At 56.6% G+C, this 26,750-nt stretch carries 18 protein-coding genes; 9 read left to right on the top strand and 9 right to left on the bottom strand.

The features are described 5' to 3' along the window. Positions 1 to 118: 118 nt before the first annotated feature. A complete protein-coding gene (locus KBB96_RS05025; protein ID WP_211633030.1) occupies positions 119 to 1,504 on the top strand; it encodes an RES family NAD+ phosphorylase in 1,386 nt (461 codons plus the stop codon). 545 nt (positions 1,505 to 2,049) lie between these two features. Here the strand turns inward: KBB96_RS05025 and KBB96_RS05030 are convergent. The 4 genes from KBB96_RS05030 to KBB96_RS05045 all read right to left on the bottom strand — a co-directional run bounded on the left by KBB96_RS05030 (position 2,050) and on the right by KBB96_RS05045 (position 4,931). Continuing rightward, positions 2,050 to 2,454 carry a hypothetical protein gene (locus KBB96_RS05030; protein ID WP_211633032.1) on the bottom strand — a complete coding sequence of 135 codons (405 nt, stop codon included), beginning with the start codon at positions 2,452 to 2,454 and terminating at the stop codon, positions 2,050 to 2,052. Between the two features lie 68 nt (positions 2,455 to 2,522). Then, positions 2,523 to 3,269 carry an N-6 DNA methylase gene (locus KBB96_RS05035; protein ID WP_211633035.1) on the bottom strand — a complete coding sequence of 249 codons (747 nt, stop codon included), beginning with the start codon at positions 3,267 to 3,269 and terminating at the stop codon, positions 2,523 to 2,525. 100 nt (positions 3,270 to 3,369) lie between these two features. Next, positions 3,370 to 3,765, bottom strand: a complete 396-nt coding sequence (locus KBB96_RS05040; protein WP_211633038.1) for a hypothetical protein — start codon at positions 3,763 to 3,765, stop codon at positions 3,370 to 3,372. 284 nt (positions 3,766 to 4,049) lie between these two features. Then, positions 4,050 to 4,931 carry an ArdC family protein gene (locus KBB96_RS05045; protein ID WP_211633039.1) on the bottom strand — a complete coding sequence of 294 codons (882 nt, stop codon included), beginning with the start codon at positions 4,929 to 4,931 and terminating at the stop codon, positions 4,050 to 4,052. 254 nt (positions 4,932 to 5,185) lie between these two features. Between KBB96_RS05045 and KBB96_RS05050 the strand changes: the two genes are divergently transcribed. Continuing rightward, positions 5,186 to 5,653 (top strand): hypothetical protein, encoded by a 468-nt coding sequence (locus KBB96_RS05050; protein WP_211633041.1) that lies wholly within the window; start codon positions 5,186 to 5,188, stop codon positions 5,651 to 5,653. Positions 5,654 to 5,687: 34 nt separating this feature from the next. On the opposite strand, the gene KBB96_RS05055 is transcribed toward KBB96_RS05050, so the two are convergent. Next, a complete protein-coding gene (locus KBB96_RS05055; RefSeq protein ID WP_211633043.1) occupies positions 5,688 to 8,465 on the bottom strand; it encodes an NACHT domain-containing protein in 2,778 nt (925 codons plus the stop codon). A gap of 336 nt (positions 8,466 to 8,801) precedes the next feature. Here KBB96_RS05055 and KBB96_RS05060 point away from each other — a divergent pair, with 336 nt between their 5' ends. The 3 genes from KBB96_RS05060 to KBB96_RS05070 all read left to right on the top strand — a co-directional run bounded on the left by KBB96_RS05060 (position 8,802) and on the right by KBB96_RS05070 (position 16,595). Then, the gene (locus KBB96_RS05060; RefSeq protein ID WP_211633045.1) at positions 8,802 to 9,899 is read left to right on the top strand and encodes a Fic family protein; all 1,098 of its coding nucleotides are present in this window, start codon (positions 8,802 to 8,804) and stop codon (positions 9,897 to 9,899) included. 241 nt (positions 9,900 to 10,140) lie between these two features. Further along, on the top strand, positions 10,141 to 15,660 hold the full coding sequence (locus KBB96_RS05065; RefSeq protein WP_211633046.1) for a sacsin N-terminal ATP-binding-like domain-containing protein: 5,520 nt from the start codon (positions 10,141 to 10,143) through the stop codon (positions 15,658 to 15,660). 251 nt (positions 15,661 to 15,911) lie between these two features. Then, entirely contained in the window at positions 15,912 to 16,595 is a 684-nt protein-coding gene (locus KBB96_RS05070; protein WP_211633048.1) for a hypothetical protein, read from the top strand. Here the strand turns inward: KBB96_RS05070 and KBB96_RS05075 are convergent. Continuing rightward, positions 16,592 to 17,638: a hypothetical protein gene (locus tag KBB96_RS05075; RefSeq protein WP_211633051.1), complete on the bottom strand. Its 1,047-nt coding sequence runs from the start codon at positions 17,636 to 17,638 to the stop codon at positions 16,592 to 16,594. The two genes, KBB96_RS05070 and KBB96_RS05075, sit on opposite strands and share 4 nt — an antisense overlap. Before the next feature lie 32 nt (positions 17,639 to 17,670). On the opposite strand from KBB96_RS05075, the gene KBB96_RS05080 reads away from it, so the two are divergent. Then, positions 17,671 to 18,237 carry a tyrosine-type recombinase/integrase gene (locus KBB96_RS05080; protein ID WP_211633053.1) on the top strand — a complete coding sequence of 189 codons (567 nt, stop codon included), beginning with the start codon at positions 17,671 to 17,673 and terminating at the stop codon, positions 18,235 to 18,237. 574 nt (positions 18,238 to 18,811) lie between these two features. On the opposite strand, the gene KBB96_RS05085 is transcribed toward KBB96_RS05080, so the two are convergent. Together KBB96_RS05085 and KBB96_RS05090 are read right to left on the bottom strand one after the other, a co-directional pair. Then, complete coding sequence (locus KBB96_RS05085) at positions 18,812 to 19,144, bottom strand: hypothetical protein (protein WP_211633055.1); 333 nt, start codon at positions 19,142 to 19,144, stop codon at positions 18,812 to 18,814. A gap of 139 nt (positions 19,145 to 19,283) precedes the next feature. Beyond that, the gene (locus tag KBB96_RS05090) at positions 19,284 to 22,766 is read right to left on the bottom strand and encodes an AAA domain-containing protein (protein ID WP_211633058.1); all 3,483 of its coding nucleotides are present in this window, start codon (positions 22,764 to 22,766) and stop codon (positions 19,284 to 19,286) included. Positions 22,767 to 22,968: 202 nt separating this feature from the next. Here KBB96_RS05090 and KBB96_RS21250 point away from each other — a divergent pair, with 202 nt between their 5' ends. Next, entirely contained in the window at positions 22,969 to 23,532 is a 564-nt protein-coding gene (locus KBB96_RS21250; RefSeq protein WP_226373646.1) for a tyrosine-type recombinase/integrase, read from the top strand. Between the two features lie 153 nt (positions 23,533 to 23,685). Continuing rightward, positions 23,686 to 24,093 (top strand): helix-turn-helix domain-containing protein, encoded by a 408-nt coding sequence (locus KBB96_RS05100; RefSeq protein WP_211633063.1) that lies wholly within the window; start codon positions 23,686 to 23,688, stop codon positions 24,091 to 24,093. A 3-nt stretch (positions 24,094 to 24,096) separates the two neighbouring features. Here KBB96_RS05100 and KBB96_RS05105 read toward each other — a convergent pair whose 3' ends face one another. Then, positions 24,097 to 25,761 carry a phospholipase D-like domain-containing protein gene (locus KBB96_RS05105; RefSeq protein WP_211633066.1) on the bottom strand — a complete coding sequence of 555 codons (1,665 nt, stop codon included), beginning with the start codon at positions 25,759 to 25,761 and terminating at the stop codon, positions 24,097 to 24,099. A gap of 302 nt (positions 25,762 to 26,063) precedes the next feature. Between KBB96_RS05105 and KBB96_RS05110 the strand changes: the two genes are divergently transcribed. Then, entirely contained in the window at positions 26,064 to 26,720 is a 657-nt protein-coding gene (locus tag KBB96_RS05110) for a hypothetical protein (protein ID WP_211633068.1), read from the top strand. Positions 26,721 to 26,750 lie beyond the last annotated feature (30 nt).

A 26,750-nucleotide genomic window follows, 5' to 3' on the forward strand; every position in this document is an offset into this window, starting at 1 on the left:
TCAGAGTGGTGGCGCCGAGCGCTGATTCTGCCTTCAGGCTTGAACTGGACTCGGAATGTTCTGAGCTAGCGCGATGGGAGCGGCTTCAGACGATGAAAGGTATCTCTGCTACGAGTGCGTGGGCGATCAGTATCTCCGGAACGAGATCCAAGGGCAGGGGAAGATTAGGAAGTGCTTCCACTGCAAGACCCGGCGGAACGCCTGCAATATCAAGCTCGTGGCCACGAAGGTGGAGCGGGTGTTCGAAAGCCATTTTGTCCGGACTGACACGGAACCATCGGCATGGGAGTACACGCTCATTAAGGAGATGGACTACGACTGGGACCGGGAAGGTGAGCCTGTGAGTGCAGTGGTCGCCGAGATTGCCGGCGTGGACGATGAGGTTGCGGATGCAATCGTTGAGGAACTGGAAGACCGCCACAGCGATTTTGATTCGGCCGCGATGGGGGAAGAGTGTGAGTTTGATTCCCAGTCGCACTACGCTCCACGCCTGTTAGACGGCTACAACCGGTACCATCAGAGCTGGAATTCGCTTGAGGAGCGGCTGCGGCACGAATGCAGATTCATCGGACGATCATCACAGGCAATTCTGGATGAAGTTTTTGCCGAGGTTGAGTCGCTGGTGACTCGGGAGGGAGGGCCTGTGGTGAGACTTATTGGTCCTGGAACCACGTTCGGAGAACTGTTTCGCGCTCGGGTTTTCCAGTCCATCATTGGCCTGGAAAAGGGGTTGGCCCGCCCGGATCTTGAAGTCGGTCCACCCCCTTTGGGGCAGGCCTCAGCGGGGCGAATGAACGCCCAAGGTATCTCCGTCTTCTATGGAGCCCTTGATGCGGGGACGGCTTTAGCAGAGGTTCGTCCGCCTGTAGGGGCCAACGTCATAGTCACCAAGTTTCGAGTAACAAGAGATCTACGAGTGTTGGATGTCGCCGCGTTGAAAGAAATCATCACTCGGGAGAGCTACTTCGATCCGCGGCATCAGCAATTGCTGGAGCGCGCGGCATTTCTGGGAATCTTGGCCGGGAAGATGACGGCACCCGTACTGCCGGGAAATGAGGGCTCTCAGTATCTCGTGACGCAGGTTGTTGCCGACTACCTTGCCTCCGAACACGATCTGGACGGGATGATTTACCCCTCGGTTCAGGTGACCAACGGAGTGAATGTGGTTCTCTTTCATCGGGCGTCTAGGGTGGCGGCAATTGACCTTCCGGAGGGAACTGAGATCGAAATTGAACCCGACGGATGGGACGAAGACGGTCCTAGCGACGATTTCCTTGTTGTTGAGAGGGTGCCTGGTGTCGTTCCGCCGCCTGCGAGGCCTGCTCATGAAGGAGCCGACAATTCGTTTCTACTTGGTATGCTGCTCTCGATGGAGTCAGGCGACCTGAGACAAATTAGTCTGGAGATTCTTTTGGACCAAACTGAAGTTCGGAGAGTCAGGTCCGTTGTGTTCCACACTGCCGAGTCCGGGGTTCGTCGAGTAAGGCGAGAAGGAGAAGAGTGACTGTAAGCGTAACCGAACACCGGGCACGGCAGACAAGCTCTTCAAATTGATGATCGGCGGTGTCCTGGTTCGGACACCGCCCTATTTCAAGAGTGCTTGTCGAACTCTGTGCTTATCGGGTGGGAGCTTCTGCTCTCCTTGGCCAGAGCAAGTCCACGCCCACTCCGGCACCCCAAGGGGCAACGCGGCTTCCTTTCCTGATTACCCGAACGGCACGTTGCGCCGCTTGCTTGGTAAAAACCCTTGGGGCGGCTTGCCGCGCCCAGTTCCGAGCCTGCTGCATCTTCGGATGAGGGCGGGAGTAAGGTGGCGTGCTGTGGGCGAACTGCGGTGGCGGCGGGGTAGGGCGGTAGTAGCGCCCCTGTTGTGCGTTGCTGCTACCAGTCAGAACTATTGTGGCGATGAATGCTGATGTGAGGTATCTCATTCTCAATTGGGGGTTAGGACGATGGCAGCTACTCCAGTTAATGCTGAGCGCAAGGGAACCGGCGTGAGAAACCGAATAATTACCTCTTCCGGTAGTACCGCACGCTGGCTTTTGACCGTTAGAAGAGATTTAGCTGCTGGGTCGCCGGCAACTTGCTACAGATCTCGGACCTTACGAATTCCTTCGGGGTCATCGTCGCAAAGGTCTTCAACGGCACAAACATCGAACGATAGCCCGTCTCGGTGACGCCGGGAAGCGGACCGTCGTGCCTGACCTCGAGATGGGCAGACCAATGGCTGATGTGGAATGGGCGGAAGCGGACGCGAAATGTCCAGGGCGGCGCGTTGAATTCGGCGCTGCTCCAGCCTGCGAGGGTAAGCTCTCCATCGGTCTTTGGCGCGACTTCGTCGAAACATGCTGCCATGCAATCAAACCCCAGCTCCCGGAAATGTGTCCAACAGAGCGATTTGAGTTTGGATAGGGGTAGATTCTCTTCTTCAGGCTTTTCGGTGGCGATCGTCACGGCCTCGGGGAAGAGTTCCGCTGCTAGCGCTCGTAGTTCATCTAGGGTCAAGTGAGGCCTCCGTCGGGTTAAAGGTTTAAGAGGAACTGGCCGCGGCCATCGTCCGGGTCGAAGTGTCGCTGTGGGATCTCCATATCGGGCGTGGTTTGGGCAACAGAGCCGGCGAGGTCCTTCAGCCTGCCCAAAGCTTGGCGCTGATCTTCGCCTACTCGGTGCCAGTGCACATTTTTCCATGCACGCGTGACGGTCATGCGGATGGTATCGCCGAGTACTACATGCGCGGGAACGCCCCAGAGGGTGAGGTTGATGTAGCACATGTCGGTGGCAACAGGGTTGATGTCCTGAGCTGTAATCCGCAGTAGATCGACCGAGTCGGGGGCGAAGAGCTGAGCGAGGGCGAGTGCCATTCCGCCGCTTCCGCAAGCTGGCTCATTGACGGAGATTGGGACTCCCTTGCGCTTCACCTCCTCCACATCAACGGTCATCCGTGCGATCAACTGCGAGATCTCAGGTGGTGTGTAGAATTCGCCGCGAGCCTGTTTTGAGGAATGAGCCGCGCATTCGAGATAGAAAGGCCCGAGCAGATCGGTGAATGGGTGCTGCTCCATCTCCTGCACCAGCTTGGCAAATGCGAGTGAGAGATCGCTGAGTTCATCTCGGCTGTACGCCTTCGCGGTATCGAGATATTCCTCCTCGCGACGACCGATGGCTAGCGAGCATGCGGCGATTCGGCAGAAATCGGAAAATACAGTAACGGTTGCACCCTTTGTCCGCGCAATGCTTAGTAATACGGATCGGAAACCTTCATTCGACAAGTAATTGCTCCATTGATTGTCCGACCGTTCTAGTGCCCAGCGAGCACATAGGTTGGAAAATTGTGTGGCGGCACCGTGAAGGTGCCGCCACATTCATGCCCTACCATGAAGCTTGGTAGTATACGTGGCGCCGCCAGTCGTTGGCCTGCAGCCACGCGATGGCCTTGGTCAGGATCTCGATGTCTTCAGCCCTCTGCTCGGCGTCGTTGGTGCTTTCGCCAAAGAAGAAGCCGGTTGTTTTCGGCAGTCTTCCCTCGCGGACGGCTAAGACGAGCTGTGCGAGATCGTCCTCATCCAAGTAGATTGGCCTGCAGTCGTCTTCGCCGTCTGAGAAGTTCTCGACGATGAATCCATGCAGGTCTGGATGCTTCCGCCAATAGCCTAGCTCAAAGTTCTTCGATTTCAGACGATAGCCCCCTTCGCATTGGTTGTTCTCTGGGTTTGTCCAATCGGTGGAGAGGTGTTCCTCCCCGGTTAGATACATATCAAGGCCCATTTGGCCCTCCTTTTAGGTTGGTTTCTCCCTGATGGGATTGCCCTCGCGAAAGCTGACCCCTAGACGCGGAGGTCACCGGAACGGCTGAAACAAAGTGGAGGAACCGCAGGCAGGTTTGACGCCCGCGGCGGGTCAGCTAAGAGCAATGCCGACCATAGGAAGGGAACCAACCGTGGTGGGGTCAAAGGCGGTCGATGCGAGGCATCTCCATCCGGAGAGCGGGGCCGCCCGATTGGGCTTGGCCGGGAATCGCTTGATCGATCCCGGGCAGCCTATCTGGGGCGTCAACGGGATCTTCCAAGGATATAGTCGGTCGCTTTCTGTCCTTCGGAGGCTGCGCGGACAACCCAGCTCTTGGCCTCCTTGGTTCGTAGGGCGTCCGACCAGCCCTTGATGTAGGCGGCCGAGTTTTCAATTTCCTCTTCGATGATGCCGGCATGGGCATTCAGAAATGAAGCGGTCATCTCGGCAACGAGTTCTTCCTCGGCGTAGGTCTTTTGAGCAGTGTCGCCAGCGGCATTAATGCCTCGGTTTTCCAGCAGTGATTTGCGGGCTAGGCGCGATGCGTGGCCGGTCGAGTGCGCCAGTTCGTGGAAGAGGGTGGTATACAGGGCGACTTCGTTTACGAAGTAACGGTTTGCCGGCATGTGAACAGAATCGGTTGATGGCCTGTAGCAGGGGACAGCGCTCCCCTCACTGATTGACGGAGGGTTCGGCATGCCTTCGATGATTGCGCGGGCGCGATTGGTCCTCTCGCTAACAGAGAGCTCTGGAAGTTCCTCCGGTTCAGGAAACGCGATTCCATCGATCTGTGACGCATGGAAGACAGTGTAGGCTTTCAGGTAACCGCGCTTAAGGGATTTGCCTTCCTCGGGCTCGATTTGTTCATTGGCTTTCTCATAGGTGCCGTACTTCACGACAAGGAAGCCGCGCTCACCCTTGCGGACGTGTCCCCCAAGTTCCTTCGCCTGAAGGAAGGTCAGGAAGTATGGCGACGTGAATCTCTGCGATCCTAGGAGCAGGACGTTGATGCCGTTGTATTCCTTCTGGGTGGAGAAGTTCTTTGGGAACCCGGTTTTTGAGAAGTATGGCGACTTCCAGGGGACTACGCCGTTCTCCAGGTGGTCGAGGATTCGGTTGGTGATCTGCTCATATACATTCTGCAATTGCTACTCCATGGTTGTTGGCCATGGAGTTCTAGCGCCCCCTAGGAACATAGGTAGAGTGGCAGCTCTCATCGTGCGGCGGTGGGCCTTCTTTTGCCCGCGAGCGAATGGCTGCTCTGCGTCCGTCGCTTGACTACTCAAACCGGTAAAAACTGGCTGTTTCTGCCCTGTCAATCGTTCAGAGGCTGTGGGACATTTGACTCACTGTTAGGCAATGTGGCACGATTGAACCCATTCGAGCCACAAAGAGGAACATGCAGCCCTACACCATTCACCCTCCATTTTTTCTACTGCGCTCTCTGGAGCGATGCTGGCGGTGCAACGAGGTTGCCCGGGTCTTTGCGTTCGCAGCATCTCGCTGCACGACCTCGGATGAGGAACTGGAGGACTACATTCCTCTCGGCGGTCCGTTCATGCTGTACAACGCGCTCGACCTGCCGGCTGACTTGGTTGAATTCGCCCGCGAGCTTGGAGCGTCGATTCAGAGACGGTATTCCAAGACGGCAGAAACGGAATACTACATGAACCTCTGCCATTGCGGGGCACCCTTTGGGGACTACTTCATGTTTAATGAGCCTGGACACGCGTTTTTCCCGACCAGCGAGGAGGAGGCCGCGATGATCGAGATTTTTCAGCTTCCGCTCCCTCATCCGGTGGGCGTGGACTCCGGATTCACCGAAAGCGATCTCAGTTTGATCTTCGAGTGCGGGATCCGGCGATAGGCGCCTGTCCGCCGCATTGGAGGGATGTGTCACTTCAAGAGTTCTCGGACTCATCGAAGTTCGAGCAGATCGTTTCGTCGCGGCTTCGCTTCAGGTTCGCGGCCTCAGCCAGATCTGTCGGGAAAGCGCAATCGAGGTAGTGAAAGGACTTTGACCGTGGGACGTTCTCAGCGCTGCCAAGAAAGCGGCAGTAGCTAAAGGTCGTGCGATTCGATAGCTTCGCGGAAGTCCAGCGCGTTCCCGAGAAGTGGCAGCTGCTGAAGCTACATCCTCGAAGAACGGACTTTTTGAACGAGGTGTCGTCGAAGGAGCAGCCTTTGAACATCATGCCGTCAAGGGTCGCGCCCTCGAAGTCAAAGCCTGAGAAATCCAGATGGCTCACATCGACCTCCGCGCTAAATTCGAGTCCCGTCACTGCCTTTTTCAGGACGCTAAGCAGCGGTTCAAGATCCGGGGCTGACGAAAGAAAGTTCATCAGATAGCAAAGGCCTTCCACGCGATTGGGCTCGCCCACATTCGCGGCATGGCAGTAGTAAGCTTGGCCAAGGAACTGCAGAAGCGCGATGTTGGCGATTGCGATTTCGATGCGGAGGGGACGGCTTTCCCGTATTGGCTGTCGTCCTGGACCTAGAACGGAGTAGGAGACCCGCGACAATATTGGCTGAGTCGTTTCGTCAGAGGATTTAGCCAAACGCCAGGAATCTTCAGCCAAATCGCGGAGTAAGCTTGGCCACCAGTGCAGCTCTGCAAATTGCTCTACCAAATCCGGTCCTGTATTCTCCGCAAATTCTTCAACTAGGTCCCGGAAGAACCGGACTTCGGCAAGAGTGAGGGGGCGGTCGATCAGCAATTGCTGGTAGTCGGGCGCGAAGGCCCATTCGCCATCGTCCTCCTCTTGGAACATGGCGTGAAGTAGATGGTCGGCGACCAAATACTCCCTCAGGGACTGATGGAGGAATTCCACATAGTTTGGCCTCCCCTCGTGGAACGCATGTCGGACGAAGAGGCGTGGATCCAGGTGGCGTTCTGAAGCTTTCGAATCGTGCTTCAGCTCGTCCAGTAGCAAGGGGACCTCCATCATTCCAGCCTGCGACTTTGGGTGGCTTGAAAGCAGTACGGCGATCCTTCGCAGGATCTCCATTGGAATCTCGAAGTGCTTCCTCATCCGCTCGTTGGCATTCAGCGCCCCGCCAGTGTTGCTTACCCACTGGAAGAACTCCGAATAGATGGATGCTCGGCGAGTGTAGCTTTCGTTGGAAAGACGCTTCGCGCGGTGGAGCTGGGCAATCAATAGGAGAATGACTGGTGTCGTTGCCACTTCGGACAGCCCCAGACGCTCGAGGTCATCGTAGGTTAGGGGGCAGCCCCAGTTCTCGAGCCAAGTCCGGATACGCTGCTTGTCGAAAGGCTTGAGGTTGACCTTGAGGTATGGGCGAAGGTAATCCGCTCTCTCGGATGAATCCATGAAGAGGATGGGCCGAGAGCTGATCACCAGTTTGATGTTAGGCTTGAGAGATGCCGCGTAGAGTTTGTGGAAGCGGCTACGGACCCAATCTGGCCGATCTTGATGGAGGACATTGAGCTCATCAAAGCCATCGCAGAGCACCAGCCACTCCGAGGAACGCCAAGTTTCGTCGTCGAGCGCTGCTGCTTCGGAGACTGCATCGGTGACCAACTCCAGGATGTTGTTGCCCTCCTGAAACGAGTGGCGAAGCGATACGAAAACTGGTATTGGATCTCCTTCCTTCCAAGCAGCGGCAAGCCGTGCTGCCATAATCTTGAGGAGGGTCGATTTTCCGTGGCCAAAGTCCCCCAACAACAGAGTCAGGGCTGAGTCCTTGTCCTGCTTGAGTAGGTGCCTGCGGAGCCAAGTTTCAGTTGAATAGCTGGTTTTTGAATCTTCTGGAGCAGAGTTTCCCCCTTGGATTTCCGCGCATGGTTCAACGAATAGCTTTTCCAATGATGGTTCTTGGGGGCGCTCCGCTGTTCTGACGCGGTCGATCTGGAGTTTGAGGATGTCCTTTACGACCTTTCGTTTTGAAGTCGTCGGCCTGTGGTTTTCACGGATCGAAGCGACGATATCGTCAAACAGCAGAGGCCTCCCGTAGTTGGTGCGGATTAGTGAAAGGGCTCGCCCGCAAAGATCATCAAAGTCCTTCGTTGCACTAAGATTTACCTCCAGTTGCCGGCCGCACAGGTTCTCGATTCGATCTCTCAGGGAGGACGAGGTCCAACCTTCAACAATGAAGCGGCGAAACCAATAGACGCTGCCGTTGTTCCGGCTTTCAAAGTCGAAGAGCATCAGGCCGGGGATTTCTTCCCCAGCGATCAGTTTGACAAACTGGTCGAGATCAACCCCGTCGAAGTCCTCTTTCCAGACTTGCTCCATGTCGGCTCGCCCGGGCATTTCGTCATAATCCCTGAGGATCTCCAGGAACTGGCGGAATCTCTCCAGGGCGGAGTTTAGTTGGCTGCTGGTGATTACACCGAGCAAGGCGTCTTGGTGAACTTCAGCTTGGGCCGCGATGAGGATTTCCCCGCGATGAAGGTGCCGGTGAAGATTCTTCCAATATTCGCAGCACTGATTCTTTGACACGGTTGTGTCCTTGGCTTGCCACAATTCCGTGGTGAAGGTCTCGGAGGCGGGATTCCGAATTTTAATGTCCCACGGCTCTGGCTTTCCTTTGTTGGCTCTCCGACCGTCCTCCACCTGCAGCGTTTGGCCGGTACCCTCGGTGTATAAGGTCAGCGCCCGATAAAGGGCACAGAGGTCCTGGTATACAAATCCCTTGGCAGCGTCTTTTCCTCCCATGGTGGCTTACGAGCGGATCAATTCGAAGGCGGCTGGTTAGCTGCCATTCTTTCCAGTTTCTAACCGGGCTCTCTTTGGCTGGCGAGCATCACCTGCAACCTTTCGCGGTGGCTGCGATGGACGAGGGCTGCGACGAAGGAATTGCGACTGTTGGGGGAGTTCTCTCTCTAGGATCAAGTGCCCGGAGTCAGCAGGGGCACGGAACGATGGAAGGCGCAGGGCTCGCATGTTGCCGGTTGGCAACACTGCTTCAGAATCGGAAGATGATGGATAAGAGAGGTTGCTATTCCTCATAATTTGGGGTATTGTGAGGAATAAAAGCGAAGGTTATTCCTCATGGATTGGAACTGGCAGTTGGCTGAATGGCCGAATTTTAGGTGGGAGGATGGCCACAATAGGGAACAGGAATCTGCGTTTCTGGTGGGATCCGGTGTGCTCATTGGAGCCTTCCAATCCTTGGCCGTTGGAGAGGCGAATTCCTTGCGCGCGGAATTGCTGAGCGACGAGGCCCTCGAAACCTCGCGCATTGAGGGGGAGCTATTGAACAGGGATAGCCTTCAGTCGTCCATCCGCCGGCAGTTTGGTTTGGCGGTGGACTCAAGAAAGGTTGCCCCGGCGGAGCAGGGGGTCTCGGAGGTTATGGTGGACGCGTTTCGTAGCTATGCTGACGACCTTTCAGATGCGAAGCTATTCAAGTGGCATTCGCTCCTCATGAGGGGGCGTGTCGGGCTAAAGGACGTGGGCCGTTACCGGCGCTCAAAAGAGCCGATGCAGATTGTCTCCGGGCCGCTGCATGCTCCCAAGGTCCACTTCGAGGCCCCGGCCGCCTCGGCGATCCCAAAGGAGATGAAGGGCTTTTTAAAGTGGTTCAACGGTTCCCGCGGTGAGTTGCCGGCACTTTGCCGGGCCGCTCTCGCTCACGTCTATTTTGAGTCCATCCATCCGTTCGAGGATGGCAATGGCAGGATTGGAAGAGTGATCTCAGAGATTGCGCTCTCACAGGCGGTTGGTGCGCCTATGGTAATCGCGCTGTCGCAGGTCATCAGCGCGGGGAAGAAGGAGTATTACTCTCAGTTGGAGAAGGCGAACCGGCGCTTGGACGTGGCTGAGTGGGTTGCCTATTTTTCGGCGACGGTTTTGGAGGCGCAACGGCGGGCTCAAAGGAGGATCGAATTCTTGATCGAGAAAGCGAAGCTCTTCGATCGTCTGAGGGGCAAGCTGAACGTGCGCCAGGAGAAGGTCCTAATACGGGTCTTCGCGGAGGGCCCCGACGGTTTCAACGGCGGGTTGAGCGCCAAGAATTACGCGGCGATTGCTAAGGCCTCCACGGCTACGGTCACGCGTGATCTGAACGAATTGTTGGAATTCGGAGCGTTGCGCAAAACCGGCGAGCGCAAGTCTACTCGCTACTGGCTTCTTGTGGAGGGGCAATAGGCTGGTCCGCCTTGGTGGCGGCTGGGGCCTATTCATTTGCCTCAAGGAGGCTAGGTGTTTCGAATTTGCTGACGGGAGACGGGGAAGGATCTAGAGCGTGGGTAGTGCTCCATGAGTAAGGAGGCACTACCTGCAGCGGTAAAATCTGGCTCCTTGCTTCAGCCGCGCCTCAATTGACTTGAGACCTCACAGGGACCCGTTAGGAAGGAATGAGTCGCCCGGGAGATCTAAAGTTCTTAAAATGAGTGAGTATCGCGACAAGGTTATCGAGAAGGCCAGAAATGTAGCGGAGCTTTTCTTGTTCGAGATCGCAAAGGGGACGAGTCAGTACCTCAGTCTCCACAATCTGACCCGGCATGTTCAGCATCAGTATCACGGGCGCTTCCTGATCGAGCTCCTTCAGAATTCTCACGACGCGCTCTACGGTGATTCCCAAGAGGAACAGCGAATCGAGATTGCGATTCGCGAGGTCGGGCCCTTTGGCGCTTTGTATATTGCCAACGACGGCCGGCCGTTTAGCGAGTCAAATTTCGATCGGCTTTCCAATCTGGGGCAGAGTGACAAGAACCCTCAAAGTTCGATCGGTAACAAAGGCATCGGTTTCCGCAGCGTCCTTGAGATCACTGAAGACCCACAGGTGTTTTCGCGGTCCGCAAGAGACGCAAAAGGATTCGATGGCTTCTGCTTTGGATTTTCGCCGACATTCGTCGAGGAGATCTCCAGCCCCTTGTGCGGTCTCCTTGAAGGTGATGATCTGGTCAAGTTTCCTAGGATTGAGAGCTTGTTGGTCGAAGGGGTAGAAGAGGGGATTCTCCGCAAGTTTCGCGAGAGCGTGCATGGAAAGGCGTCGTCCGCAGCAATGACAGCTGACGATTGGCTTCGCCGAGAACTATCGAAGCTTTCTCCCTACCTCCTGCCATTCCCGGTGGATGGCAATATGGGAGATCCATTTGTCAGTGAACTGGAGCAGCGGGGATTCTCAACCGTCGTAAGGCTTCCGTTTAAGAGCAGAGCAGCCTTGGAACTTGCGAAAGAGGGGCTCCAATTTTTCCAGCGGGAGACGATTCTCTTCCTGGAGAAGGTCAACGCGTTGATCCTCGATGACGGGAAAACGAGAAGGGAACTGAAGAGAACCGGGGAACCCATCGAAAATCAGGCCGCGGAGGCGCGCGACATCGCCCTCAGCCAAGAGGATGGAATGGGCGAAACCTTCCGAATGTGGAGCACGACATTGGATCTAAGCGCGGCGCCATCCGCTGTACGCACTGCGCTGGATGACCTACCTGGTGAATGGTCGGCGATGACTTCGGCTAGAATTTCGCTGGCGGTGAATCTTGCCGATGCAAAGCCCGGACGTTTCTCAATTTTCCTTCCGACCAAGCTACCTACCGGTTCGAGCGTTCATATCAACGCGCCGTTCTTTGGCGACATGAGCCGGACTTCGATTGCCTTTGGTGAGGATGAAGAGGAGGCAACTACGGCCGAAGAAGAGTACAATGGATACCTTTTGCGGGAATGTGCACGCCTCGCCATCAAGGTGGCGGCAAGCTCGGCCTCCGAAGGCGAGTCGCTCGGCGCCAAGTGCATCTTCGGGCTGCTTCTGCCCTGCGGAGATGACTTGGAGCGGTTTGATTCGTGGCTCGCCTTGCTCAAGAAAGCCGCTATAGACGAGTTCGGGCTAGCACTTCAGGATCTGGCCGTGTTTCCGGCGGATACGGGATGGGTTTCCCTCAGAGACCTTGCGGTATTGCCGCCAATGCTGGGGAAGACGGTAGTCACCGAGGAAAAGATCCGGCGGTTCGCTACTTTCCCTGCGCTTCACAACGGAGCACTCCCCAGCATGGAGCCTTTGCGGAAGTTCGCTAGCCGACTTCGCGTTGTCTTGGGGCCGTCTAGCGAGCAGATGGCAGAGACTGTAGAAGCATTGGCAGCTGATCTGGCGTCCGATGTTGGATTGGATTGGTGGGGATTCTGGCGCGATCTGACCGAAATGCTGGATGGCAAACTGGGGATGCTGGCCGGCAGGGAAGTTCTAATAGGGACCGATGGTCGGCTCCATTCTGGAGGTGGCGAATCCTCTGCGGTCTTTTTGTCGCCTGACGGCGAGGATGCCGGAAGCGGGCGAAGCCGAATGGAAGCTGTTCCTCGAAATTTGAGGGGGCGATTGGCGTTCCTAGCTGAGTCGATCTCGAATGATAGCCTTTCAAGGCGTCGAGCCGGGAGCAAGGCTACCGCAATCGTAGACAGCCTGATTGAGGCTGGTTTGGTAAGGTCATTTGATCCGGCGGATATACTTGAAACCGTCGTGATCCCGGCGATTCCGGTATTGCCGGCAAAGCTCGACTCAAAGTCCGGTACGCTCTGTCGTGATCTTTTGCGCTGGGGGCTGAGTCTTGTGGAACCAGGTTCCGCTAGGACGCCGATCAAGGGCATCAAAAGGTTACTCGCGAAGCTGCCCGTTCCATGCTCAGCGGGTTGGTTCCCGGCCGGTGAGGCTTCTTTCGGGGCGGGGTGGGGAGGAACGAGTGGAGCAAAAGTAGAGCGCTATCTGGATTTGCTGCCCGGAAATGCCGGGGCTCCTTCGAAGCAGAAGCTCTTGGTACCTCCAGATCATCCCGAATGGAACGGAGCCCCAGTTGCGGCGGAGAGGTTGAAAGCACTTGGGGTTTTCGATGGTTTGCGAGCGGTCACCGTTGCCGAAGTGCGTCCGGGGTGGTCAGGTCCAGGCTGGCCCAGCGGCAGCAAGAGGCTGGCCTTGCATGAGAGTCCTCCGCCGGGGATCTCGAAGCAGTTCTGGGGAGAGTATCGGGACTATGTTTGGCAAAATCACCGGACGTCTTATCAGTCCAAGGCCTACTACCTTGGCCAGTTCTCGTTTGTTCCCGGAGCAGATCTCATTGGGCAGTTCAACGATGAGTGCAGGGCTGCCTTTATGGAGGCCATGGTGGCCAGTATGGCCAATCTCCCGGACAAGTGGTGGGTGCTGGTTGCGGTGAGGTACGGTGGATTGAGTGACATTGTTGAGCTCTGGTCGCCACTTCGCTTTGCTCTCTCAGAATCGCGGTGGCTGCGGACCGATCGCAAAGGTGATGGCAAGTGGTGGAAACCATCCGAGCTTTGGCACGTGTCGTCTTCGGAAATGCGACTGTCGCGAGGTACGCTTCGCTCACACCTGCGCTGCATGCCTCAGTCGACGTTGTATGGTTTCGAACGGGCTAGGAGACCACTCCAGGCGTTAGCCTTTGTTGGTCTCAGGTCTTATGGTGAGAATGAGGCTAGCAAGGATGCCCGATTGTTGGACGATTTGATGGAGTCTTGGACGCAGCATTGCGTTTCTGACCGGAACGCTTTTATAAGCCAGCTGCATTTCGCTTGGGAGTGCTTTGCACCGACCTCGTTTTCCCGCATGCCGAGCAAGCTTCCGGTAGTCCAGGGAGAGATGCTGGCGATGGTCGCCCCATCGCAGGAAGAGCCCTGCTACCTTCCGGATGATTCTCCTGCTGTGGTCGATCTCGTCGCCAGTTTCGGACTTAGGCTTGTCGAGATTCCGGTTAAACGTGCTAAGGCGCTGCGTGATTCCCTGGTGAATCGCTATCCGCAGGCAGTAAAGTGCGTATCGAAGCTCGCGATTACCGCCTGGGTTGACGACGAGAAGTGGCGTAGCAAGGGGAGCTGGGGAAGTGCGGCCAACGACGATGACTTGTCATGGCTACTTCCGGTGGTTTTGACATTGGTTGCTCATCACGGAGAGCAGGGCGCTGGGACGCGGGTCGATTCATTTGAGAAGCTGATGGCTCGCTTGCGGGAGATGCGAGTCGCGCGCTTTTCCACCGTTGAGGTGAGCGTGGACGAGAAGTCGGGAGAGCATATTCGCCGGAACGAGGTGTCCGCTTATTGGCATCAGGGCGAAAATGTCCTCATCGTTTCGGAGCGATGCATTGGCGAGCCAGTTTTGCTTGCCGCAACTATAGCCGGGGTGGTGGGCGACGAAGACATTGAGCATCGGCTCAGGTCTTTCCTTTCAGACCTCTCGGGGAGGCCCGACCACGATTTGATTTGCTTCTCCCTGAGGAAGAACCTCCGCATTCCTGAGGCGGCCTATCTCGAAGTTCGCGATCGATGGTTCGACGATGTGGCGCTATCAATTCAACGAATCTGGCCCCTGATAGAGGCGCTTTCTCCGAATACGGGCTTTGCCTATCTGACGGACGCGGCCTCGCACGAAGAACTTGTCGAATTGATCGACGCCCTTAAGTTCGAGAATTTTGACACGGAGGCAGCACTCAAACAGGCCAAGGATGCGCCCACGGTATTTGAGTTCGCAGCAGGGATAGCGGGACAGCTTGGCGTCACCCTCAGCAGGTGGAATGAGGCACTGGCAACGAGGAAAGAGCCGCCGCTTGTGAACCGAGACGCGAGTACACAGTTCAAGGACCACCTAGCTTCGGCGAAGGCCACGTTGAAGGCGTGGGCCGCCCGCAGAATGATGGCCAGCCGATCAATTGGGAACTTCAAGGATCTAGCGGCTAGGATCGATGGCTTGTCGGCACCTTCTGATGCATCTTACCGCTTTTGGGAGGTGTCATTCAGGGACACAATGGACATTGTCCGGCCAGTCTTTGTAGCGTGGGGCGCAGCCGACGCAGAGCTGGCAGCATTGGATTTGGCACCGGACCATCGCGATCTCATTTCGCGAATGGGCGGCTGTGGCATTGATTCTTCGGTGGATCCAGTAGAGAGCGAGCGAAAGAACAATGTGCTCCTTGATCGTGCATTGGCGGATTTGCAGCGAATCGGTAGCGCTTTTGCTTGGAAGGACGGGGATCGTGACCTGTCGAAGTGGCGAGATTTCTCAAGGCAGGCGCGGGCAGGAATGGGCGATGTTTTCGAGTCTGACGCCTATGGTGAATCATGGACGCCTGAACGTGTCTGGACGCTAGCCAGAACAGGTGCCCAGACACTTGGCGGGGAGTCATGGCGGGGGCTGCTACAGCGAGTGTCGTCGCTGGAGGAACTTCGGGTTTCCTCTGGCCTGACGGCAGCCGATCTCGAAAGGGCCCGTGAGCAGATCGAGCATGCGCGCGTCGCGGAGAAGATCAAACGTGCGAAGGTTTCGATCTGTGGAGAAGAGTTCGACATGTCCGATGACAATGCGAAAGCGCTCATGGACCATATCGAAAGCCGTGTGCCCGCAGCAGCATTGGCAGAAGCAACCCTTGCTGATCTAGCGAAGCCGCATCGGTTGTCGAACCTGCCCGCGCGGTGGAAGAGAGGTGGATCCGGCGGTGGGGGAGGCGGAGGCCGACGTTCACGGCGCCAGGCTCAGGAAGCCAGTGACGACCTGACGGGCTTCTGTGGAGAGATTCACGTCTACCGCTGGTTGGGGGAGGTGTATTCTCGAGCAGTTGTCTCTTCCGACTCGTGGATTTCTTCGTACGCGGGCCGAGTGTTTCCTGAGAACGAAGTCGATGACGGAGCTGGATGCGATTTCCGGTTCACTGCGGACGGGGTAAAGTACCATCTGGAGGTGAAGTCGAGCACGGGTTCCGACGAATCATTCCTCCTAGGAGCGTCGGAGATTGAATTGGCGAAGTATCTGGCCGGTTCGAAGAGGCATGGGATTTTCCGGATCGTCCGCGTTATCGATGCTCTCAGCGAAAGCCCCCGAATTGTGGTTCTCCCCAATCCTTACGAGAAGCGGTTCAGCCAAGCGTCCCGAATTGATGGGGGAAATGTATGGGTGCGCTTCAAGCTTGCCTGATGCCGGCCATGCTCACGGCCTGCCAAGGCTTGGAAGGCCTTGGGGCGGGAGACCCTCATCGCTATCTGCTCAACATGATCGATGAGCGGCGCTGAGGCTTTTGAGCCACACTGGGGGGGGGAATGCGGAGGCTCTTGTTGATCTTTCCGGCCATTGTCACAAATCTTTAATAATCTCGCGCTATAGTTGAGGGATGTGGAGGCATAGTGACAAACAATAGCGAAGTAGAAGCATCGCGATTTGCGCGAAGTGTGGAAGAAATCGAGAAGCTGATTCGGTCTGGTGGACAGCCTGGTTCAGGCTACTCGCTTGCAGCGTTACTCGACCAAGCGCAGACGCGTCTTGATTCGATTCGTGCGGAAGATGACCACGTCACCGCGGATAAGAAGGACAAGGATCAGAAGGAACGCAGTGCCATCGCTCAGATGGTAGAGCGCGAGGCCAAGCTCAATGAAGAGGAGAAGAGGAAGTATGCGGAGTTCCTCGCGAAGGACTACTTCACGAAATCAGACTTCGCCGATTTGTCGCGCTTCTACACCGATGGTGGTGCTTACGATCGACTCTCCGAAGGAGGTAAGGCCGAAATGAACGAGCGCGTTAAGGAAGGTGTGCGGCGTGGGAAATACAATGAGTCCGATTTGCCGGATAACGTGGAGCGAGAGGTGTTCGATGGTGAGAAAGGCCGGAATGGTAGGGCGGCTTCAGATTTGAGAACCTCTTCTATTGAGAGAAGACGCGAGTCCGCGACCCTTGCTTCATCGCCCACGGGCGGCGGTCCAGACGAAATGCCGGGAGACACCAAGCCGCTGGAGTCCAAAATGGAACTGCCTTCTGAACTTGCCGGGCTTTCGAAGCTATCATCTGTCCAAGAGACCAATGCTGTCGTGGTCCCTCAGACAGAACGCGGAAGCGATGGCCGGGAAATCGGCGGCTAGCGCTGGAGCACCTCATCCCAGAGACCCGCCTCAAACTCCAATTGGGATGCTACGATCAGATTCTCGAACATTAGCGTTGTCGCGGTTTTCATGGCCTTCATCTGTTCTGGTGTTGCCTGCTTGGAGATTTCCTTCAACCGCTGATCCAGCAATCCTTTAATTGCATGGGAGAAGGTCAAGGCGTCGCGCTCCGTTGACGGAAGCCTGTCTACCTCGACTCTGTCCTCGGCAAGCTTCAGCCCCTTTACGAGCGCTGTCTGTAGGTCATCTGCATTGGCGGCTGCCGATGTGCCGTTGATGCCGCCTACGGTTCTGCGCTGGTGCGCACTTAGAATCGAAAGGATGGTCGTGCCTTCTTTCGATGCTTCAATATCCTTGTCCAACTCTCGTTGGTCCATCGTTCCACGCCGGACACGGCGGTTGACCGCTTCTTTGCCGATAGCAGTCAGCTTATGGTGACCTTTGCCGTCGGCATAGAATCGTTCCAGCGATACGAAGTCATCCTTCGTAAAGTAGGGCTTGGCGACGAGCCTGCGAAACTCGGCTGATTCCTCGGCTGTGAGATTCGGCTCCAATGATGCGAGTTCGGCTGGTGTCATGCTACCGCTGCCAATGATCGCATAGCGCATCTGCCGGCCCGAGGTCCGAGTGAAGCTCTCCAGTGCGAGCACACGCTCCATCTGATTCCAGCCGGTGATGAGTTTCTCGATGTACTCTTCGGTGAAGTATTCGGGCCTGAATTTCGCGGGCTTTCCTTTGGCCTTTAGCCAGGCTGCCTCGACCCGCTTCGCCTCGGCGTTCGCGTGGCGGAGGTAGTTGGCCGGCGTGCCGTAGTGCTCGAAGCTTCCGGCCATCTGGAGAAAGATCGCTGTCAAGTTGCGTTGCGCGGGTTTGAAGCCGTTCGCCGGATTGAAATGCTCGGCGTAGGGCAGGGCCTCGTCGCCGATCACCGTCGTGGGCATCAACGCCAGGAATGCCGAAGCGAGCGCGAGTCTGATAGGGCGGAAGTAACAGAATTTTAACGAGTTGAGTTCAGAATGCATCAGAACGGGGGAATTCTGATGCAGGGGGAGCCATGAAAAGGGACGCGATGAGCGCCTACGACGCCGAAGGTCGGCGCAAGTATCTAAGCCGCGACGAAGGGAAGAAGTTCCTGAGCCAGGCGGTGTTGCTGCCGCGAGCACGCGCGCTGTTCTGTCTGACGATTTACTACACGGGGTGCCGCATTTCCGAGGCCGTCAATTTGAAGGCAGCTGACATCGATACCGAGCTGAACGTGATCCGGATTCTGTGCCTAAAGAAGCGAGGCAAACGAGAAGTCCGCCGCATCCCCGTGCCGGAGTTTCTTGCTATGGGGCTTGTGGAAATCGGGGGGAGCTCAAAGCAGCAGCGAATCTGGCGGTTTCACCGGACGACTGGCTGGCGAACGATCAAGAAGGTGATGGCCGCAGCGGGCATTTCGGGAATTCACGCCACCACAAAAGGCCTCCGGCATGGATTCGGGGTGCGGGGCGCATTGGAGCAGATTCCGGTGAGTGTGATTCGGGATTGGATGGGCCACGCGGACTCTGAAACGACCGCGATTTACCTCGCGGTGCGTGACGAGGAAGAGCGTGAACTCATGGGTAGGACATGGAAGTAAGCGCCCGGAATCCTTGATTCCACAGGCATTCCTGCTAGTCTGAGTGCAACGAAATTCCCCCGAAGTGTTGCAAGCGGGGAATTTTGGGAGGGCTGTCAAGGGGCGCATTTGGAGATGCCCTAAGAGCGGTTTCTGGCGGTCGCGTAGGGGGCGCGAACGGCGCGAACGGCGCGAATGAGGCGATGCGCCCGTTACAGAAAGTGCCGCGACATGGTCATCATAGCGGAAATCAGGCGGCTGGCACTAGTCGGAGCGCGCCGCGAATTGACACCATTCCCCACCTCGTAATGACCACGCTTGAAGTTCTAGAACCAGTCGCCGAATTCGTTCAACAGGTGGCTGAGGTCCTCGCGCCTTGGTTCGCCGCTTACTTGGTGAAGCTGCTCAGGGCGGCTCGGTCATCTGTTGCTGAAGTTCGGAAGGGCAAGGAAGGCAGCAAATGGCGTGTTCAGTTTAGTTGCCAACTGAAGTTTGACTCGCGTCCGCCATCAAGGGGCGCAAAGCGAGACCCTGAGAAAACTGGCCGCAGAAAACGATCGAGATCCCCCTGAGGGGCGAATTCGTGGCAACCGGTTCAGGTTCCCAAGTATGAAACCTTCCCGTCAGCAGTAATTGCGAAGAACTTTCGCTTCTGAAGAGAGGCCACGAGTTTTTCGATCTCCGCCGCGGTGATTCCCCCGTTAAACTGAAACATGGCTTCAATCGAACGGATAACGCCGTCGCGCCTCTTCGGAGCTAGCTTTCGGAGACGATCAGCGGCGTAGGTCACAAGCTCGGAATGGCTCATGCCCTTGGCTTTCGCTTGTGAGGCATCAGGTTGATCGTTGGTTTGCAGCAGCGCATCGTATTCCTCCTTTGTGACTTCGATGATGAAGTTGCCAGTGGTTGTGGTGCCGATTTTCTTCATTCTGATTTTCTGAGTTAGCAGGAATTGCGGCGCTTTGTGGAGGTTCGAATTGGTCGCCAAGGCCGAATCCATCGCCGAAAGCGCAGGAGGAGAAGCTATCCGCGCGTTGGCCTGTGGCCACTCACGCGCTGTGACTTACCTAGCCGATCAGGTTGTGAAGTTCCCGGAATACGCCGGCCTCGGCCCAGAGTTCACGATTACCCACAACGTACAGCGCAGATTTAGCGCGGGTGATTGCGACATTGAGGAGATTCGGGGTTCCTCCAGCCCAGGATCTCGCCCCTTTTTGCGAAGCCGAAGGAGCTCCCAGCACGAATATCACGGTCGCCGCCTCGCGGCCCTGGACCGTGTGCACCGTGCCGACGTTTTGATAGGGCCAGGCATTCGCGTCATTCGCCCAACCATTGAGGACGCCACTTTGGGCGATCAAACTTCGCAATCGATCTTGGACGATGACGAACGGCGTCACGACGTAGAGGTCAGGTGGTACTCTCATCGAACGAAGTCGGCGCAGGAGCGAGATCACCTCATTTCCTTCCTCTTCTGACCATTTGTCGAAGGCGCTGGCTTCTCGAACATTGATCCAGCAGGAAATTCCCAAGGGCGGAGTGACCGACGGCGGCGGCTTCGCAGTCACCATTAGATTGGCGTAGGCGATCGAGTTCGAAATCTCGAACATTGGGCTGTCGCATCTGCGGTGAACCAGAAGCGGAGATCCGACCTCCCTCCAACCGCTTCCTGCCGGGAATCGCCCGCATTGCGGACTGGCAGCGTCGGCCAAGGTCTGCGCTGAGGCCTCGGGCGCATTGAACTTCAGAGCAGAGATTCCGAACTGACCGCAAATCTCTTCGGTCAATGTATTGGGGAGCGTCACCACGGGTTCGATCTGCAGTGGATCGCCCACGATGACGGAGCGGCGCGCGCGAAGGAGTCCTCCCACTGCAGCCTGTGGAGTCGCTTGACCTCCTTCATCCACCAAGAGCCAGCCGATGGCTCCCGGTTTGACCTGAGCGAACATGCGCTCCATGGAGGCGAAAGTCGTGGAAACCACCGGCACAACGAGGAAGAAGGTGGCCCACAAATCTTCGATGAGCGCGTCCTTCTCGGAGGTGCCGAACGATCTGGTGCCAAAGCTATCCATGAATACCCCTAGGTTCTGGCGAATGGGATCGGCCGCGGCGTCGATGAAGGCGCGGTGGAGATTGACCGCCGCCGCAAACAATTTGTCCCGGAGAACCTGCTCATCCCGACTAAACCAGATCGATGCCGTTTCCCGCGCGTCCCGGGGCCAGGCGAAATACTCGTCGTCTGGCACAACCGCCCCGCCTTCTTTGGCGAGATTCACGCGTCCGAGAAGCTGTTCAAGCTGCGATTGCAACTTCGCGAGCTGCGTCTTGAGGGTCTTCTCCCGTTCGACGGCTTCAGCGGCACTGCGGGAATCCAGTTGGGAACGTTTCTCCGCTTCAAGTAGTTTTCCTTGAGTCAAATCACGGGTTGCCGAGAGCGACCTCTGCGTGGCCTTCCAATCCTTCGCGCTGCCCAGATTGAAGATCAAGGCAAGCCATCCAGGCCGTCTCCCTCGATGCTCAGACAATTGCCGATCAGAAACCTGATGCTCTTCAACCGAATGTAGATGTTCCGCGGCGGATTGCTGCCTTCGGCTTTCAGCTGACCGTGATTCTGCCTCCGCCGAACGACATTGCCGTTGGAGCGCGTCGAGCCGCGCGACGTTGAGGGGAATCTCCGTCAGTGCTTGATGAATCTCTTCCTTCCTCGAGAGGAGAGCCTTCACCGCTTCGCTCGCAGAAAGGAATTCCTTCCGTGCTGCCGCCCATCTTTGGCGTGCTTCCTGTCTTCCTTGGGGAGGGGACTCTGAAAGGACGACTTCCCGAGTTCTGGTCCTGAGAACTCCGGACGCATCCTTCTCGTGAACAACCTGCGGAGTGCCTGCTGCGTGATTGAGGTAGGTAGAAAGTCCTTTCTCTTCGTCCCGCCAAAATCGCTCGCTGAAGTTGAAACGGTTGCTGCTGTTTCCAAGGACGGCCGCGATGACACCCCAGTTCTCGCCTCCCAAGACATGGTTCGCCACTGAGGGAAAGTAGCGTGCTTCAGGAACATGCTGTCCCATCGCGGCCATGGTCGGCAGCTCAGCGCTTACATTTTCGACCGCTCTGTTGTTTGATGATGCGACCACCATCTCCAGGCCTCGAAGAGAGGGATCAAGGCGATGGAAGGTCAGGTTCGCGCCTTTCCGCTGAACAGATTGCGAGGTGGCTTTGAACGCTTGAGCGGGGTCGTCATAGCCAACCATGGCTTCAGCGCGCTCAACGATTCGAGCTGCGACGATGTCGCGCAGAAGCGTGGTCTTTCCGGTGCCGGGAGGTCCATTTACCGCCAGAATACTCCCGCTTTCCGACCTGCCAAACGTGCCGTTGACTGCAGCTTGTTGAAGGACGGCCAATGCGTGCCCTCCGGCGGATGGCCAGCGGCCCGGGGGGGTATTTTGCGGCGCGAGAATTCCCCGTAGAGCTTTCTGGTCGTCCAAGAGGTTCTTCCTGATGGGAGGAACGCTCTGTCCCAGATAGAGCTTCAAAGTTTCCGGAGCCTTGCCCGCAGCAGAGAGGCCGCGAGCTAGTTCAAGATCCCTGAGGAAAAATGAATTCAGAATGCAGGACGGTTCCGATGGGAGTTTGCTCGCAAAGAACTCATAGCGACGGATCGCGAAGTGTGGTTCCCGCGTTTCCTGTCCATCCAGGTTCAACCTGGCCACGAGGAAACGGAACGCGTTGAGGATTGTGGGCAGATCCAGAGGAGGAATCTCACCGGATGGAAGCCTGTGAAACAGCTGGCGGTGAAGGTCACGCCTAATCAGGCGTTCTTGTGCAGGCCAAGCGGCCAATGCAGTCAGGTCTCCCCGCAGTGCCACAGGCACTCCCCATGCAAAGCTTGAAATAACGAGCGAGGACTCCTCTTCAAAAGGTCGTCCTTCCTTGTCGACCATGATGCTTGCGAGTATCGCCGTGTCTGATCTGGAAGGCAGGTCGGGACGCCGATCCGAATAGACTTTCAACAAAGAGGCGACGGCAGGCCCTAAACTGAGAGTTCCCAGAACAACCTCGAAAAGGAGCTTCTTGCCAGGCTTGGATCGGGTGTCGAGGTCCCACGGCATAGGGAGACCGGGAAGCAAGGGGGCGATGTCGGTTTGCTTTCCAGCAGCGAGGTCACTTTCTCGGCGGTATCCCTGAGGTGAAAGCACCTCTAGTGCAGTCCAAGCTTCCAAGATATGGACTGGCTCGTTGGTCACGGGTGGCTTTGGTCTCGATGCGACGGTGACTTTGGCTTGCCCCGGGTCATCTCCTTCGGGCCCCGAACGAGGCCCGCTCGAATCGTGGGCCGAATTCATTTCGCGATCTTGTGCAGGTGCTGTCGTCTGTTGTGCGACAGGTGGGTTCGTAGCGGCTAGCTGGCGTTCCAACGACTTTCGCAACCGGTCGGCTGCCGATGTAGTGCGGAAACCCAATTCGGCCAGAATCTCCCTGAGCAATGGCAAATTGGTCTCGGCCTCTTGAGCGAGTGCTTCCAATTCCCGTGCAGATTTCTTGAGGAGGGGACGGCTTGTCATTTCAGGGCGATTTCCTGGGAGGGTATTGAGGGATGGATGGCTCGCTCATTCAAAGTGTTTCGGTATGATCTGCCTAGCCGTTCTTTCCGGGGGCATGTGCTCCGCCCTGATTATCAGTCACAGATGACCAAGGCGGTAACGAATTATTAATGGGTTTGGTCGCATGATACACTTTGCAAGAGAAGTGTAACACGGGGGAGGAATGGGCGATTCAAGCCACAAAGCATACGACTCCGCGGGAAAGCGGAAGTACCTAACAGAAGCGGAAGGCAGGAGATTCTTGAAAGCGGCCGCCGCGTTGTCCACGCGTGAGCGGCTGCTATGTGAGTCTCTCTATTTTCTTGGCTGCCGTGTCAGCGAAGCGCTTCAGCTCACCCCAACCTGTGTGGATGTGGGGGAATCTGTGATCCTGATCCGATGCTTAAAGAAACGTGGGAAGGAGGTCACCCGACGAGTCTTGGTGCCCAAGCGTCTTGCAAAGGAACTGGTGGATCTCGGTGCCCAGGCCGAAGAGCGCCTTTGGCCGATCTCGCGCATGACAGCTTGGCGGATCGTAAAGAGGGTAATGGCGGTTGCCGGAATCAGTGGCATCCACGCGATGCCCAAGGGGCTTCGGCATGGATTTGGCGTGCGAGCGGCACTCGCCAAACTGCCACTTCATCTTATCCAGCGGTATATGGGACATTCCTACTCTACAACCACAGCCATCTACCTCGACGTAGTGGGAGACGAGGAACGAACCCTCGTTTGTAGGACATGGCGCTGATCGTTTCTGCTGAGCTGCTTACAGTGTGGATTGCGTGTTACACTTCTCTTGCAAAGTGTAACAAGATGGAACCTCAGGTTGATTGACCGTTGAAGTGTACAAGCTTGGCGTGTAGTATGAGGTCCTGTTTGTTCAATTGAGGTTGGGGGTTCTTTGGCGGAAGAGATTTATAGGAGAATTGGAAGGAACATCCGAGAGCGGCGGCTTGCGATGGGGTGGTCCCTGGAAAAGCTGGCCGGGACGCTTGGGGTCTCATACCAGCAGTTGCAAAAGTACGAGACTGGCACAAATCGTTTGCCGTCTCACATGCTGGTGATACTCGCTGCAAGGTTCGGATGCTCTACCGATGAATTGTGCGGGCTGAGTCGAGAGCCGTTGCCCTTGGAGGCTCTGGGGCTAGTTCGGTGCATCGGGCGCACTGCTTCGGCCGAGCTGAAGTGCAAGATACTCGGGCTTATCGATGCCGCAGCGATGCTGGCATCGGAGGCTGAGAGAGTAGCCGCCTCCGATGCAGGACAGATCACCTCGGTGGAGCTGAAAGAACTCCAAGAGATCGGGTGAGAATTATCCCCCGATCCAGAAGTTTATCTCGCGCAAGGCGGTGCTGCCCTCTTTCAGGTAGCCCTTCTGCCACTGATCGTTGTCCTTCAAACCATCCCAGCGTTTGCCTGGGGGCTGGATCGAACTCCGAAAGCGCCAGCGGTATTGATTGTAGATCGCCATGATGTTGGCCGCGTAGGCAGCCGCCAGGCCGGGAGCGCCGCGGATGACGAGGAGGTTCTCGTCATTGGTGCCACTGGCCTTTGGGCCGAGGTTGTGCGAGCCGGTGAAGATGTATGGGTTCTTCCCGAAAGGATCCACGATGACTACCTTGCTGTGGACCATTGCGAAGGCCTGAGGAAGCTTCTTCAGCTCACGACGGAACCAGTTGGTTGCCTTGTCCACTGCTGCCGGTAGGACGACCTCGAAATCGGACTTCTGTTGGTTCTCCGAATCGAAGAGCGTCACCGGATTTGTGGTTGTGCTCGGGTCCTGATTGATCGCGCCGCGGATGTAGAGGCGGTTGCCGACGGCGCCTTTGCGGGCGGTCTCGATGATCTTGTTGAGAAGGGTATCTTTCGGACCCGGATTGAACATTAGAAAGAGAATCGCCTGCTTGGCATTGACGATGATGTCGCGGGCCTCTTCCAAGTCGACCTGGCCAATTGTCGGGGTGAACCACAAATTGAGCGGGGTCTTGCCGATCTTCTTCGAGCGGACGGTACTGTTGCTTTCTTTGAGCTCTTCTGGAGTTTCTCCGCCTGCATCCCGCAATCTCTCCCACTGCTGGAAATATTCCTTGGCCAGCGCGGGGTTATCAATGAGCAGTGAGTTATTCGCCTGCGTGCAGAGGCCCGTCTTGGTCCAGTTCTGGCTTCCGGTCCAAACCCAGCGCGGCTTTCCAGAGTTATCGGTGATGACGAGGAATTTGTTGTGCCCCAAGACTCCGGGTTTCAGAATTCGATCATAGAGGTCGATCTTGCCGGTGAGACGCTCGCGGGCAGGGGCGTTCTGATCGCCGCCCTTTTGTTTGACGCTGCCGTTGGCAAGGACGACGTGCGCGCGCTCACCGAGATTCTCAAGAGCTGCCTCCAACTGCTCGTCGTCGAGTTCGTAGAGCGCCGCGTAGACGTCGCGCCCGTCATTGGCGGCTTCGTCTAGAACTTGGAACAGGCGGGCTCCAAGGGGACCGAAAAGATATTCGCGGAACTTGTCGTTAGGAGTGGAGATTATCTTGGATAGCTTCGTAGCCTTGAGATCTGTATCGGTGATTCCCAGGCGCCGGGAAACCCATTGGGCTGCTACAATTCCGCGGTTGAAATATGCTTCAATGCCAGGGGCAAACTCGCGGGTCAGCTCGATTTCCTCTGTCCACTCACTCGCGTTGGATGAATCGATGCGAAGGGATTCCTTGTTGGGTCCGATCATCGGAAGGACCCGGTAGGCAAGCTTGTCGCCGGGACTGGCCATATAGTCGGTCCACTGGTACTTCTGAATCGGCCAGTTGGTGGATGACCTCCGCTCACCGTCTTTGTGAGCCTGGCCCTCAAAGCCAACCCAAGTGCTGACGACCTCCTCGATGCCGTTCCTTCGCCGCATCAATGCAAATCCGCGGCAATCCTCGATGAAGCCGTCCGGCTTCCAAGCAATGAATACATCGTCGCCATTGTGGTAGACCCTTACTTTCATTTTCGCGTGCGGTTAGGGAGGAAACAAGATGGGGCAGCTCGATTCTCAAAGATCGGCTAACAACGTCAGGAGTCGTACTAAGGCACCGAGTTGCGGAACTCCAGCTTCTTCTTGCAGAGAAGTAAAAGTTACAGATGCGACACGGTGGGAAGTCTATGGTGAGTGGGCTGAATTTTACCGCTACCGGTAGCCATGGGAGCTCCAGGGATTGGGGTGGGGGGATCCGGTGAAGCCTCAAGCGGGAACAACGGATACGGTCGGATCTTGCGTCGGGGCGGGCCGGCGGGGAGAACTCGTATAGGATGCATGCCGACGAGATCCGGAAACCGTGGCTGCTGAACTACACAGCGGTTCAGCGAACCATCGACGACCTTCCTGTGGAGGAGCGTGCAGCGTTCCTTTTGAAGGAGCTGCCACCATTCTGGGTCGAGGTCTATGAGGAGAATACTGGCAGGGAGGTGGAGCTCTACCGGCTTTCCTCCGGAGAGTTCCAATACATCTACGAGGATCACGGTGCACTGGTGGCAAGCGGACGAATCGAAGACGACTCGGTTTCCGAATCTAGGCTTGTTGCAGCGTTTGGGCGCTCCGAGCCTGCGTCGAGTTCAAGGGCAGGGGACGATTCACGCCTTAAAGGGTGGGTTGGTCCTACTGAGAAGTGTTTTGGGAAGGGATTCGACAAGGGACACTTCATGGCACATTCGATTGGAGGTGCAGTCGATAGGGCGGAGTTCAACGTCTTCGTTCAATGCAGGAGGCTCAACCGCGGATGGACCGACGATGGGCGGCGGTACCGAAGCATCGAGAATTACTGCCAGAGCAACCCAGGCGTTTTCTGTTTCAGCCGACCATTCTACACCGATGTGAGTTCGCGTCCCTCTTGGCTCGAGTTTGGTGTCCTGAGAATAGATGGCAGCCTATGGGTAGAGAATTTCGACAATCGTGGTGCAGTAGAGTGAAGGAGAGGCCTCGCTTCGAATCCAACGCCG

Source organism: Luteolibacter ambystomatis (assembly GCF_018137965.1).
GTDB lineage: Bacteria > Verrucomicrobiota > Verrucomicrobiia > Verrucomicrobiales > Akkermansiaceae > Luteolibacter > Luteolibacter ambystomatis.